Source organism: Permianibacter fluminis (assembly GCF_013179735.1).
Lineage (GTDB): Bacteria > Pseudomonadota > Gammaproteobacteria > Enterobacterales > Permianibacteraceae > Permianibacter > Permianibacter fluminis.
Map to the genome: position 1 here is coordinate 410,374 of NZ_JABMEG010000001.1, position 13,342 is coordinate 423,715.

At 62.0% G+C, this 13,342-nt stretch carries 9 protein-coding genes; 7 read left to right on the forward strand and 2 right to left on the reverse strand.

Going from position 1 to position 13,342, the window contains the following annotated elements; genetic code table 11:
• Positions 1 to 88 precede the first annotated feature (88 nt).
• The 4 genes from rsmD to HPT27_RS01775 all read left to right on the forward strand — a co-directional run bounded on the left by rsmD (position 89) and on the right by HPT27_RS01775 (position 3,550).
• Complete coding sequence (gene rsmD / locus HPT27_RS01760) at positions 89 to 727, forward strand: 16S rRNA (guanine(966)-N(2))-methyltransferase RsmD (RefSeq protein WP_172238067.1); 639 nt, start codon at positions 89 to 91, stop codon at positions 725 to 727.
• An 86-nt stretch (positions 728 to 813) separates the two neighbouring features.
• A complete protein-coding gene (gene dauA / locus HPT27_RS01765; RefSeq protein WP_172238070.1) occupies positions 814 to 2,520 on the forward strand; it encodes a C4-dicarboxylic acid transporter DauA in 1,707 nt (568 codons plus the stop codon).
• A 112-nt stretch (positions 2,521 to 2,632) separates the two neighbouring features.
• The gene (locus HPT27_RS01770; protein ID WP_172238073.1) at positions 2,633 to 3,346 is read left to right on the forward strand and encodes an SIMPL domain-containing protein; all 714 of its coding nucleotides are present in this window, start codon (positions 2,633 to 2,635) and stop codon (positions 3,344 to 3,346) included.
• A gap of 33 nt (positions 3,347 to 3,379) precedes the next feature.
• Positions 3,380 to 3,550 (forward strand): hypothetical protein, encoded by a 171-nt coding sequence (locus HPT27_RS01775; protein ID WP_172238076.1) that lies wholly within the window; start codon positions 3,380 to 3,382, stop codon positions 3,548 to 3,550.
• A gap of 595 nt (positions 3,551 to 4,145) precedes the next feature.
• On the opposite strand, the gene trxA is transcribed toward HPT27_RS01775, so the two are convergent.
• Positions 4,146 to 4,481 (reverse strand): thioredoxin, encoded by a 336-nt coding sequence (gene trxA / locus HPT27_RS01780; protein WP_172238079.1) that lies wholly within the window; start codon positions 4,479 to 4,481, stop codon positions 4,146 to 4,148.
• 2 nt (positions 4,482 to 4,483) lie between these two features.
• Positions 4,484 to 5,329 carry a M90 family metallopeptidase gene (locus HPT27_RS01785; protein WP_172238082.1) on the reverse strand — a complete coding sequence of 282 codons (846 nt, stop codon included), beginning with the start codon at positions 5,327 to 5,329 and terminating at the stop codon, positions 4,484 to 4,486.
• 141 nt (positions 5,330 to 5,470) lie between these two features.
• Between HPT27_RS01785 and HPT27_RS01790 the strand changes: the two genes are divergently transcribed.
• Genes HPT27_RS01790 through HPT27_RS01800 form a run of 3 tightly spaced genes read left to right on the forward strand, consistent with a single transcriptional unit; the run spans position 5,471 to position 12,980 of the window.
• Positions 5,471 to 8,152 carry a PD-(D/E)XK nuclease family protein gene (locus HPT27_RS01790; protein ID WP_172238085.1) on the forward strand — a complete coding sequence of 894 codons (2,682 nt, stop codon included), beginning with the start codon at positions 5,471 to 5,473 and terminating at the stop codon, positions 8,150 to 8,152.
• Complete coding sequence (locus HPT27_RS01795) at positions 8,149 to 11,556, forward strand: UvrD-helicase domain-containing protein (protein WP_172238088.1); 3,408 nt, start codon at positions 8,149 to 8,151, stop codon at positions 11,554 to 11,556. The genes HPT27_RS01790 and HPT27_RS01795 overlap by 4 nt, the downstream gene beginning before the upstream one ends.
• The gene (locus tag HPT27_RS01800) at positions 11,553 to 12,980 is read left to right on the forward strand and encodes an exonuclease domain-containing protein (protein WP_172238091.1); all 1,428 of its coding nucleotides are present in this window, start codon (positions 11,553 to 11,555) and stop codon (positions 12,978 to 12,980) included. The genes HPT27_RS01795 and HPT27_RS01800 overlap by 4 nt, the downstream gene beginning before the upstream one ends.
• The last annotated feature ends 362 nt before the right edge of the window (positions 12,981 to 13,342 follow it).

A 13,342-nucleotide genomic window follows, 5' to 3' on the forward strand; every position in this document is an offset into this window, starting at 1 on the left:
GCACGCGCTCCGGCCCTATCGGTCGGCGCCGACACTGAAGCTGACACCGACACTGATACCTCCAGCAAGGGTTCACCGTTCCCGCACCATGAGCAAAGCCAAAATCGTTACCGGCGCCGGCGAAGTCCGCATCATCGCCGGCCGTTATCGCGGCCGCCGGCTGCAGTTTCCGGCGGCACCCGGGCTGCGCCCGACTGGCGATCGGCTGCGCGAGACGCTGTTCAGCTGGCTGCAAACCGAGCTACCGGGCGCCCGCTGTCTGGATCTGTTTGCCGGCTCCGGTGCGCTGGGCTTTGAGGCGGCCTCGCGCGGTGCCAGCGACGTGGTGATGGTCGAAGCCAATGCTTCGGTCGCGGCGGCGCTGCAGGCCAATATCAGCAAACTGGCAGCGACCGAGATCCGTTTGGTTCGCGGTGACGCCCTGCACTACCTGCAACAGGAGCAGCAGCCGTTTGCGGTGATCTTTCTCGACCCGCCGTTTCATGGCGACTGGCTCGACAAGGTGCTGGCGCTGATCGCGGCGCGGGCGCTGCTACGTCCCGGCGGCTGGATTTACATCGAAAACGAACGCGACGCCGGCGCGCCGGTGTTGCCGGCCGGTTGGCACTGGTATCGCGAGAAAGAAGCCGGCCAGGTCCGCTATGCCCTGGCCCAGCGCGACGATGCCGACTCCGATGCTGATCCCGTTGTTGAAACAGACACAAACGCAAACCCGACCCTGAGCTAATCCCGACGCCGACGTGATCGGCCGCATTGCATTTTTGCCGGGCTTGCCCTGTACTGACAGTCACGCTCCGCCAAGGAACTGCCGGCTTGTCTGCGCCACCGCGTCTGTCCCTGCCCATTGCCACGGCATTGCGTGAATCGCTGCGCGATTACAATCGCCAGCGTTTCACCAACGATGCGCTGGCCGGCATTACCGTTGGCTTGATCGCCATTCCGCTGGCGATGGCGCTGGCCATCGCGTCCGGCGTCGCGCCGCAATACGGTTTGTACACCGCCATTGTTGCCGGCATTGTCATTGCGCTGACCGGTGGCTCGCGGGTCAATGTCTCCGGGCCGACCGCTGCATTCGTGGTCATTCTACTGCCGGTTACCCAGCAATTTGGTTTGCCCGGATTGCTGCTGGCAACCATGCTGGCTGGTTTCATTCTGATCGGGCTTGGCGTCAGCGGCCTCGGCAAGCTGGTCGAATTCATTCCGTATCCGGTACTCACCGGTTTCACCAGCGGCATCGCGATTGTGCTGGCTGCCCTGCAGCTGAAAGATTTGCTCGGCATTGAACTGGTTCTGCGCGACGCCCACTTTCTGCCGGCACTCGGGCAAACGCTGTCACACCTGCCGGCCACGCGCTGGCAGGATCTGCTGATCGGCATGGCGACGCTGAGCGCATTGATCCTCTGGCCACGATTAAAGCTGCCGCTGCCCGGGCATTTGGCGGCGCTGATGTTCGGCACGGCACTGGCGTTGTTGCTGCAAGCGCTGCTGACCGATTTCTCGGTGGCGACCATCGGCACGCGTTTCAGCTATGACGCCGGCGGCGTCATCCAGCACGGCATTCCGTCGACCTTGCCGCACTGGCAATGGCCGTGGCAGCTCACCGACGGTGACCACCGCTTCACGCTGTCGCTCGACACAGTACGGGCATTGATCGGCCCGGCGTTTGCCATCGCCATGCTCAGCGCCATCGAGTCCTTGTTGTGCGCGGTGGTCAGCGATGGCCTGTCCGGTTTTCGTCATGATCCGAACGGTGAATTGATTGGCCAAGGCCTCGGTAATGTCATTGCGCCCTTGTTCGGCGGCATCACCGCCACCGCCGCCATTGCCCGTACTGCGGCCAATGTCCGTTCCGGCGCCAGTTCGCCAATCGCCAGCGTCATCCATGCGTTGACGGTGCTGGCGGCATTGCTGGTGCTGGGGCCGCTGCTGCAACACATTCCGATGGCGACACTGGCCGCGATGCTGGTGATGGTGGCGTGGAATATGTCGGATGCGCACCGGGTCATCGAGGTGCTCAAATTCAGTCCGCGCGCCGATGCCATGGTGCTGCTCATCTGCCTGTTGCTGACCGTGATCTTTGACATGGTGATCGCCGTCGAAGTCGGCATGCTGCTGGCGGCCGTGTTGTTCATCAAACGGATGACCGAGTTGTCCGACACCGCGCTGGTGCCGCGCCATCACCTGCACAGCAATGAAGCGCTGCCACCACATGTCGCGGTATACGATATCAACGGCCCGCTGTTTTTCGGTGCCGCCGAAAAAGCCATGCACACGCTCTGGCGCATCGACCCGGCCATGACCGCGGTAATTCTGGACATGCAGGATGTGCCGGTAATGGATCTGACCGCCATCGTCGCGCTGGAGTCATTGATTGCCGACATGCAGCGCAAAGGCATCGCGGTGCGGCTGGTCGCGCTCAATGAACGCCTGCAAGCCAAGCTGGTCAAAGCCGGGCTTATCGGCAACGGCAGCTGGGCCCGGTATTCAGCCGATGTTCATTCCGCACTGGGCAGTCTGTAAAAGTCGGGCACACGCGTAAACGTAATTCAACTTTTTACCCCCCTCCTTGGCAAGGAGGGGGAGCAAATACCGGTCGCAATCGCACCCCGCCTGCGATCACAAGGAGCAAACAATGAACAAATGGTTGTCTGGTACCGTACTCAGTCTCGCCGCCACTTTCGCACTGACAGGAACTGCCATGGCCGATCGCTTCCCTGCTGGACCGCATCTGTACGTCACCGGCGAAGCCGTTGAAAAACTGAAACCCGATTTCGTCGAAACCAGCTTCATGGTCGCCCGCACCGGCGCCGATGTGCCGGCAACCAAAAAAGAAGTCGACGCCATCACCGACAAAGTCTGGGCCGCTGCGAAAAAGACCGGCATTGCCCGCGAGGATTTCCAGGCCACCGGTTTCTCGGTGAACCCGATGTATGACTACGAAGACGGCAAGCGCATTTATCGCGGCACCCAGGTCTCGCGGCAGTTCAACGTCAAGCTGCGCAACATGGACAAGTTCAATGCCTGGAGTGAAGCATTGGTCCAGACCGGCGTGCAGGACATTGCCGGCATCAGCGTCAATGTCGACCAACGCGAAGAGAAAGAGGCGGCGTTGCGCGTTACCGCACTGAAAAACGCCAAACTCGAAGCCGAGCGGCTGGCCGGCGCGCTGGATCAGGTGGTCACCGGCGTCCACACCATCTCCGACTCGCCCATCGGCGAAGGTGGCGGCGGCATCCGTGCCATGGCGATGCGCATGGACAAGGCCAGCGAAGGCGCCCCGACTTTGCCAGATCATGTCGAATTGCGGGCGGAAGCGTATGTGGTGTTTACGATGATGAAGAAATAAATTGATGTCGTCATTGATACGGAGCCAGCAAACGTGATGGTCGTCAGCCGTGACCTAGAATTCAGATTTTCAACAGGGGAGGTTGAAGCCATTCGTGTGTTGATTGAAAAGCCGTTTCCTGCGGATGAGCCTGAGACTTGGTGGTGCGCTTACTCAATTACAGGCTCAACCATCAAGACAGAATTTCTGTCTAGCTGGCATTGATTCTGTTCAAGCCTTGACACTTGTCCTTGCCACGCTGCCTGCAGAGTTGAAGCACATAGAAGTAAAGCATGATGGCGAGTTCTGGTTTCTAGGCGAGCCTGGTCACCTCTTTTCAGAAATTTGCACAAAAATGTAGCTGCTTTTAGTCAATTCCAGACACGACTGTGTTAAGAGGATTCTGTCTGGCTTGAACCGCATTTCTTTGCGCGCATAGCGCGCTTCGGCGCCCGTTCGACGAGCCGAGCAGCGGAACGGAGTCTGGGTTAACAGCCCGTAACGCAGTGAAGGGGCGAGGCATGGATGCCGAAGCCTTTTCAGACTGCACAGGGATGTGCTGTCTGAAAAGCCCCAGACGGAATGAGCAGCGCAGGGAACCGTGCGCAGCACGGCTCGGAGCCGGGCAATGTTCTTTGGTGACTTTCTTGCGCCAAGAAAGTTACCCGCCCGCCGGGGCGGGACCCGGCAAACCTGCCGGCTACGAAGTGGCTGGAATAATTGAAAGGTCTGCGCGGCAAAGCCCCCACCCCAACCCTCCCCCTGACAGGGGAGGGAGCAAAAGCCAGCCCGTCTAGCCGTCGACGGAGTCAGTTCAGCATTACCTCGTATGCTGAAGCAAAAGCTCCCGCAAATTCGCCTCCGGCATCAAGCCACTTTTCTCCGCCACCACAACCCCATCCCTGAACAACTGCAATTGCGGCACACCCCGCACGCCATATCGCTCGGCAATATCCGGTGCCGCTTCAACATCCAGTTTCATGATCGACAAGCGACCGGCAAATTCCTGCGCCATTTTTTCCAGCAAGGGAAACAGCAAGCGGCACGGACCACACCAGGGCGCCCAGTACTCGACCAGCACCGGTTGCTGAAAGGAAGCGGTGATCACCCGTTCGACAAAATCGGCGGCGGTCACATCGGGGATGCGGCTCGGCATGGTCAGTGCTCGGCGCCGCTGCGGCGATAGCCGCTGTCGTCCGGCTCATGCTTGGGATAGGCAGCATCGATCGCCGCCCAGTTCCAGTCGAGTGGCCGCTGATCGTAGTAGCGCTCAAGCAGCGCATAGGCCGCCGGCAAATCGGCTTGCAACTCGGCCGGCGCAGTGAAGAAATGCTCGCTCAGCACCGCGAAGAATTCGGCAGGCGATTCCAGCGCGTAATCATCGACCGAGGTGTAACCGAGCAACTTTTCTTCCTGGCCGACGGTCTGCCAGGCCGCGCGCATCACCTGCTGCCATTCGCTCGGGGCGATACCGCGACCGAGCAGCGTGGGCACGCCGTTCATGTCGCCGTCGGTCAGATCCAGTTTGTGCACACATTCGTGGATCACCACGTTGTAGCCATCGGGAATGCGAGCGGCTTCGACATCGGCCCAGGACAGCAGAATCGGTCCGGCATCCCAGCTTTCGCCACTGACCTGTTCGTGACCGGTGTGGACAACGCCGGCTTCGTCGATTTCTTCCCGCGGCGCCAGAAATTCGTCCGGATAGACAATGACGGCATGAAAGCTGGCGTAGACAGCGAGGCCGATCTGCCGCACCGGCAGACAGGCCCAGATTGCGATTTCGATTTGCTGGGCAGTGCTGAGCGCAAAACCGTCGGCTGGAAGCACGGCTTTTTGCGCCAAAAACAGGGTGCTCAGCTCGCGCAGTTGCTGCTGGGCGGCATCCGGCATGGCGGTGACCAGCGGCAGATGCGCGCAGGCGTGTTGCCAGTCGGCATCGGCCAGCGCGTGCCGCTTCAATTGGTAGTGGCGCCAGGAAAACCGGCGCAGAAATTCCCGCATGCTTGTCCTTGCGCTGGCCATTGTGGGGGCCAGTCGTATGCGTTGAGCTGAAGAGCCCGTCAGCGCAGGTCTTGCGCTCTTGCTGGTTTATGATGGCTGCCCGTTATGATGCCAGCCTTGCGCGCAATTGCCGAATCCGCCATGCCAACTGCCGACCCGATCGATTCCCGGAGTTTGTACCAACGCCTTGCCGATGGCGAAGCGCTGCTGGTGCTGGCCGCCAACCGCCGGCTGGTGCTGACGCTGGCGCAGGCCTATGGCGACTGGCAGCGGCAGCGCGGCGCTCAGGTCTGGCCGACGCCTCCGATTCACACCTTTGAGCAATGGCTCGATGGCGCCGCCGAGGCGCTGATCCACGCCGGCGACTGGCCGGTCGAGGCGCTGCCGGATGCGGTGCTCGACCGCAATGAAGAACTGCCGCTCTGGCAACAACTGATTGAACAGGATGACAGCGAGCATCGGCTGCTGTCGGCCAGCGATTTGGCAGCGCAAGCGGCCGATGCCCACGCGCTGCTGTGCGAGTTCACCGCGCCGATTCCCGACTCTCTCGCTACCGAGGAATACCGGCGTCTGCTGGCGTGGCGCAGCGCGCTGCGTCAGCACTGTCGCAAACGCAGCTGGTTGAGCGCTGCCGAATGGCGGGCCGAACAAGTGCGGCGAATCTGCACCAGCGGCCGATTGCCGACCGCCATTGTGCTGGCTGGGTTTGATGATGTCCGGCCGTGGTTGCAGCAAGTGCTCGATGCCGCGCGCGAACGCGGCGTGTCGATCCTGCACTGGCAGGATCAGCAGCAGGCTGCCGGCAGCCAGACGCTGTACCGGCCGGAAGATTTGCGCCAGGAAGACGCCGTGATCGCGCGCTGGTGCCGCGAACAATTGCAGGCCAATCCGGAAGCGCGTCTGGCCGTGGTCATGCCGTCGCTGAATGCGCGCAAGACGGCATTGCTGCGCGCGCTGCGCAGCGAGCTGGAGCCGGCCAACAGCTTTCGCTTTGATGACAGTCCGAGCCCGGTACTGAACTGGTCACTGGGCGAAGCGCTGGCGGATCGGCCGCTGGTCGCGATCGCACTGCGTGCGCTGCGTTTGTTCGCCGGTCATGGCGAGTGGCCGCTCAGCGAACTCAGTCCTTTGTTGCTGTCGCCGTATCTTGGCGAAGCGTTTGAACGCGACGCCCGCGCCCGGCTCGACGCCAGCTTGCGTGAGCAAGGCATGCTTCAGTTGCGGCCCGAAACGGTGGTTCGCCTACTGCGTGAGCGTGGCTGTGCGCTGCTGGCCGAGCGCTGGAGTCTGGCGCTGGATCAGGCCCGCACGCTGCGCAGCAAAAAGCACAGCCTGCGTGACTGGAGCGAACCTTTGCGCGCGCTGCTCGAACAGGCCGGCTGGCCCGGTTCGCGGGCGCTCAATTCCACCGAATTTCAAACCCGCGAAGCGTTCTGGCAGGCGCTTGCCGCACTGGCGCGCTGCCGGGTGCCAGAAGGCGCCGTCGCACTCGGCAAGGCGGTCAGCAGTTTGCAACAGCGCTGCCGTCAGGAAGTGTTTCAACCGCAGCAACCGGGCACCGCCCGCGTGCAGGTGATTGGTCTGCTCGAAGCGGCGGCGATCAGCGCTGATGCCATCTGGGTCGGCGACGCCCGCGATGATCTGCTGCCGGCACCGATTCAACCGAATCCCTTGCTGCCGATGCGCTGGCAACGCAGCCACAATCTGCCGCGCAGCAGCCATCAGCGCGAATCGCAATTCGCCCAACAACTGATGCAGCGCTTGACGACCACCGCGCCGGTGATCGTCTGGAGCTGTCCGCAGTTCGACGGTGAACGCGAGTTACGGGGCAGCCCGTTTTTGCACGGCATGCCCGAAAGCGAAATGCCGGCAGCGCTGCTGCGCGCCGAGACTGCGTTTCATACCGTGCCGCGGCTGCCACTGGAATCCGTACTCGATGATCAGGCGCCGCCACTGCAGGCCGATGAACCGATCCGCCGCAACAGTCATTTGCTGGCGGTGCAGGCTGTGCAGCCGCAAGCCGCGTTTGTCGAATACCGTTTGCATGCCAATGCCGTGTCGCCGCTGCCGCAAGCGCGACAAACCAGCGAACGCGGCAATCTGGTGCACAAGGCGCTGGCGACCTTGTGGCAGGGTCTGCAAAGCTCCAGCGCACTGGCGCAGCTGAGCGATGCTGAACTCAACCAGCGCTGCGTCGCCGCGGCCGACGGCGCCCTGGCCGAACAAGCCCGCCTGCTGCAACAAGCCTTGCCGGTGCGCTGGCGAGAACTGGAACAACAAGCGCTGGTGACGGTGCTGCGCGAATGGCTGCAATTTGAGCGGCAGCGCCAGACCCCGTTTCAGGTCAGCCAGATCGAACAGACCGCCGCATTGACGCTGGCCGGACTGGAGTTGTCGTTACGGATCGACCGGGTCGATCTGCTCAGTGATGGTCAGGCCGTGGTGATGGATTACAAAACCGGCAGCAGCTGGCAAATGCCGCCGTGGCAAGCCGAACGCCCGCACGAGGTGCAACTGATGCTGTATGCACTCGCCACCGAGGCGCCACTCGCCGCTGTGGTCGCGGCGCGGGTGCGCGCCGGTGAACCGCACTTCAAAGGCCTGAATACCGATCTGGAAGCGCTACCACTAAAACCCGATTCGCCGCTGAAAGACACTGATCTGAACACGCTGCGCGAGCACTGGCGCAACCGCCTGACCAAGCTGGCGCAGGAGTTTGTCGACGGTCAGGCAGAAAATGTCTGCTATCACCCCGCTGCGGCTGGCACGCTGGCTGCGCCGTTTCTGCGGTTGAGCGCAGTCGATGCGGAGGCCGGCGAATGAATCCGTCGCAATCCGTAGTCGACAGCCGCGAACGCGAGCGAGCGCTCGACCCGACACAATCCTTTATCGTGCAGGCGCCCGCTGGCAGCGGCAAAACCGAACTGCTGACCAATCGCTTGCTGGTACTTCTGGCCGGTGTCGATGAGCCGGAAGAAGTGGTCGCGATCACCTTCACCCGCAAGGCGGCGGCGGAAATGCGGGTGCGCTTGCTGCACAAGCTGGAGCAGGCGCGGGCGATAGCTGCTGGCACATTGGCCGAGCCGGACTCTGCGCACGAGCGCGCCACGCTGCAGCGCGCCCGCGCAGTACTCGCGCGCGATGCCGAGCGCGACTGGCAGTTGTTGCAACAGCCCAATCGCCTGCGCATTCAAACCTTCGATTCGCTGTGCAGTTTGCTGGCGCGGCAATTGCCGTATCTGTCACGGCTGGGCGGTCAGGCAAACATCCGCGAAGATGCCGACGCGCTGTATCAACAAGCCGCGCTGCGCACGCTGATGCTGCTCGAAGAACCGGATTACCACGCCACGCTCGCGGCGTTTCTGCGTCACCTCGACAATGACGGCGGCAAGGCCCAGCGACTGTTGGTCAGCATGCTGGCCCGGCGCGAGCAATGGCAGGAGGTGGTCGGCGCGCTCAGCCATCCACAGCTCGATGACCAGCTGCATGCCGATTGGTCGGCGTTGATCGCCGCCAGCATTGCCCCGGCGCGCGAACTGTTGGATGACCGTCTGCAACGGGCGTTGATGGCGCCGGCCCAACATGCCGCGCGCCAGCTGCTGGCGGCAGAAAGCGATTCCGCGATCATCGCCCTGCATGACTGGAATGAACCCTTGCAGGCCGACGCGCGGGATTTGCCACGCTGGCAGGCACTGGCGGAATTGCTGCTGACCAAGGGTGACGATTGCAACTGGCGCAAGCCCGGCGGCATCAACGTCAAGCTCGGTTTTCCGGCAACCAAATCCGGCCCCGATCAACAGGCCAAGCAACTGTTTCTGGAACAGCTCGCACTGCTGTCCGAATACCCGTTTCAACCGCTCGCCGATTTGCGGCTGCTGTGCCAGCCGGATGACTTGCGCGATCAGTCGGCGTTTCTCTGGCATCTGGCTGGTGTCTTGCGACTGGCCGTGGCGCAGTTGTGGCTGGTGTTTGCCGAACGCAATGAAATCGATTTCAGCCAGATGGCGCAATCGGCCATTGCCGCACTCGGCGAATTTGACGAGCCGAGCGAGCTCGCTTTGGCGCTCGATTACAAAATCCGTCATCTGCTGGTCGATGAATGCCAGGACACCAGCGTCGGGCAATTTGCGCTGCTGAAAAAGCTGACCGCCGGCTGGCAACCGGACGACGGCCACACCCTGTTTCTGGTCGGCGACCCGATGCAGTCGATTTACCGGTTTCGCAAAGCCGAAGTCAGTCTGTTTCTCGATGCCCGCAAGAATGGCGTTGGCGCCGTCGCGCTGCAGGCCATCACCTTGCAGGCCAATTTCCGCGCCCAATCCGGTCTGGTCGAATGGCTCAACGCGCAGGGTCCGGCGCTGCTCGCTGCGCAGGAAGACAGCGTGCGCGGCGCGGTACCGTACAGCGCCGCGGTGGCGGTCAAACCGGCACTCGCCGATGCCGCGGTGCGCTGCCACGGTTTCAGCGCCGGCGATGCGTATGCCGCCGCGGAAGCCGAGCGCGTGGTGCAGCTGGTGCAACAGGCGCTGCCACACGGCAGCGTGGCGATTCTGGCGCGAGCGCGCAGCCATTTGATCGATATCGCGACCGCGTTGCGCGCCGCCGGCATTGCCATGGAGGCCGTGGATACCGAGCCACTTGCGCAGCAGGCGGTGGTGATCGATCTGCTGCAATTGACCCGCGCCCTGCTGCACCCGGCTGACCGATTGGCGTGGCTGTGCGTGTTGCGGGCGCCGTGGTGCGGGCTGACGCTGACTGACTTCCACGCACTCTGTGCCGGCGATGACAAAACGCCCCTGCCGAGTGTGTTGCAGATGCTGCTGCAGGCGCTGCAGCAACCGGCACCAAAGCAGCCGCGCAGTTCGATCACGCTGGCGAACCTGTCCGCCGACGGCCAGCAACGGCTGCTGCGCTGCGCGCCGGTGTTACTGACCGCACTGGCGCAGCAACAGCGGCTCAGTCTGGCGACGCGGGTCAGTCAGTGCTGGTTGCAACTCGGCGGCCCGGCCGCCTGCGTGAGTGACGACGAGTTTGCGGTCGCCCAGCAATTCTTCGAGCTGCTCGAACAGCTGGACGACAACAGCGATGACGTGCTGACCGATCTGGATCGCGAACTCGGCAAGCTATACGCAAGGCCAAGCAGCGGTGCTGCAGTCAAATTGCTGACCATGCACAAATCGAAAGGGCTGGAATTCGATACCGTGATCCTGCCGCGTTTGGCCGCGACCACCAAGAGCGACGAGACGCCGCTGCTGCGCTGGGATCTGCTGCCGATTGACGGCCGTGACCGCTTGCTGATCGGCACCATTGCCGGCGTCCGCAGCGACAGCGAAGGCGCCAATCCATTTCTCAAGCAACTGGAAAAAGAACGCGCCGAACATGAGCGCGCGCGTTTGCTTTATGTTGCGTTGACCCGTGCGAAGCAGCGCCTGCATTTGCTGGCGGCATTGCCAGCCGAGACGCCGGACAAGGGCCCGGCCAGTAGCAGTCTGCTGGCACCGTTGTGGCCCGGTTGCCGTGCCGGCTTTCTTGACAATTTTCAGCAGCTGCCGGGCAGCGATGACAGCGAGCCGACACAGCAATCGGCGCCGCTGCAACGCTTGCCTGGCGATTTTGCGCTGACGATACCGGAGCTGCCGGCGGTGATCGAGACCAGCAGCAGTCCACCGGAAGCGGGGTTGCAAGAACTGCTGGCCGGTGACACCGCGCGCGCGGTCGGCACCCTGGTGCACCGCTGGTTGCAGCAGTGGGCCGAACAAACACCACCGGAGCTGAGTGCGCTGACAACGCTGCGACCGTTGTGGCGCAAACAACTGTGCTGGTTTGGCGTGACCGACAGCGAATTGCCGGCGGCATTGGCCGAACTGGAAACCGCACTGGCCAATACCCTGAGCGATCCGGCCGGCCTTGCTTTGCTGCGCATGCGTGAAGACGCCAGCGCCGAATGGGCGCTGACTTCAGTTGAGCCGGAACAGGACAGCCGACTGCGCCAGCACATCATCGATCGCAGCTATGTCGATGCCGAGGGTGTCCGCTGGATTGTCGATTACAAGACGGCCCGTCACGACGGCGCCGATGTCGACAGCTTTTTGGCCGAACGGGTCAAGGAATATCAGCCGCAGTTGCAGCGTTATGCCGATTTGCTCCGGCGACTGGAAACGCGGCCGATACGACTGGCCTTGTATTTTCCGTTGCAACAACGCCTGTTCAGTTGGGACGCGTCGTGACCGTGCTGACTGCGCCACTGGATCGCGCGCTGGCAGTGGTGGATCTGGAAACCACCGGCGGTAGCCCGGCGTTTGATCGGGTCATCGAGATCGGCGTGCTGCTGATTGATGACGGCAAGGTCACCCAGCGTTGGCAGCGATTGGTGGATCCGGGATTTGCGCTGCCCTACGGCATCGAACAACTGACCGGCATTCGCACGGCGGATTTGCGCGGCGCCCCGGCATTCGCCGACGTCGCTGGTGAGTTGTTTGCACTGCTGCAGGACCGTGTTTTTGTCGCGCACAACGCCCGCTTTGACTACGGTTTTCTGAAGGCCGAGTTTGCCCGGCTCGGGATGCGGTTTGATCCGGACCGTTTATGCACGGTGCGCTGGTCCCGGCAACTGTATCCGGGCGTCCGCGGTCATGGTCTGGATGCAGTCTGTGCCCGTTTTGGCATTGGCAATGTGGCGCGACACCGCGCGCTCGGTGACGCCGAAGCCACTTGGCAATTTCTGGCGCTGACCTGTGCGCAGATTGACCCGGCGCTGCGCCACGCGGCGTTGGTCAATCAACTGAAGAAACCGTCGATCCCGCCAGCGCTGACGCCGGAGCGCATTGCCGAGATTCCGGAAGCACCTGGCATCTATCGCTTCTTTGGTCCGGATGATGGTCTGCTGTATATCGGCAAGAGCAACAATTTGCGCGCGCGGGTGATGCAGCATTTTGGCGCCGATCCGATTCTCTCGCGCAACCAACGCTTGCATGAGCTGATACGGAATATTTCGTTTGAGCGAACGGCCGGCGAGCTTGGCGCGCTGCTGCGGGAAAATGCCGCGATCAAGACCGAATCGCCGCTGTTCAACCGGCGCCAGCGACGAGTCCGTGAGTTGGTTGCCGTCGAAACCTACACCAACGAATATGGCTATCTGTGTACCCGCTTTGCGACCGGCGAGATCACCAGCACCACTGCTGCCAACGGCGTCGGCTTTGCCTTGTTCAGGACTCGCAGCCAGGCGCGGGAGAAATTATTTGCGCTGGCAAAGGAACACAAGCTGTGCAAGAAACTGCTCGGTCTGGAAGCCGGCAAAGGCGCCTGCTTTGATGTGCAGCTGAAGCGCTGCAACGGTGCCTGCACTGGTCAGGAAGCCAGCGCGTTGTACAACCTGCGCTTGCAACTGGCGTTGAAGCCGGTGCAAACCCGCAGCTGGCCTTACCGCTCCGCGATTGCAATCGTTGAAACCGACGGCGACCGGGAAGACTGGCACGTTATTGATCACTGGTGCTATCTCGGCACCGCCCGCAGCGAAGCCGATGTCGATGAGTTGCTCGCTGGCCGGCGAGTGTTTGATCTGGATACTTACCGGATTCTGCAGCGCTGGCTACGCCGCTACCCTGAAAGGCTCTTTCTGGTTGCCACGCCACGCCGGGCTCAGGACAGCTGATTGCAGGTGCTACGTGCCGTAACGCGCTCAGTAAATCGACACCGTCGCTTACAGTGTCCTTTTTTATTTGTTCGTTTTTTCACCCGATGTCAGCCGCCGGGAAACTATTCCTAGCTCAACACAGTGTGGTTCGTTGGCGGTGACTGTCATGCACCCGTTGGCACGCCAACGAAAGGCCAAAAATCGACCAACTCCCGCATCGTCTCGCCGTTCTTCAGCGTCATCACCATTTCTGCTCGCCCAATGATCACTGTGAGCATTTGCTTACAGTGATCAAAGAAAAGCACCTTTGCCTAGCCTCAGGCGTCTCATTAGAATGTCGCCGCTCATTCCGGAGCATACGTTTGAAACAGGGAAGCATA

What these genes read in the sequence shown, in the direction of transcription:
- rsmD (WP_172238067.1), top strand. Translation starts at nt 89, where the DNA reads ATGAGCAAAGCCAAAATCGTTACCGGCGCCGGCGAAGTCCGCATCATC.
- HPT27_RS01770 (WP_172238073.1), top strand. Translation starts at nt 2,633, where the DNA reads ATGAACAAATGGTTGTCTGGTACCGTACTCAGTCTCGCCGCCACTTTC.
- trxA (WP_172238079.1), bottom strand. Translation starts at nt 4,481, where the DNA reads ATGCCGAGCCGCATCCCCGATGTGACCGCCGCCGATTTTGTCGAACGG.
- HPT27_RS01785 (WP_172238082.1), bottom strand. Translation starts at nt 5,329, where the DNA reads ATGCGGGAATTTCTGCGCCGGTTTTCCTGGCGCCACTACCAATTGAAG.
- HPT27_RS01790 (WP_172238085.1), top strand. Translation starts at nt 5,471, where the DNA reads ATGCCAACTGCCGACCCGATCGATTCCCGGAGTTTGTACCAACGCCTT.
- HPT27_RS01795 (WP_172238088.1), top strand. Translation starts at nt 8,149, where the DNA reads ATGAATCCGTCGCAATCCGTAGTCGACAGCCGCGAACGCGAGCGAGCG.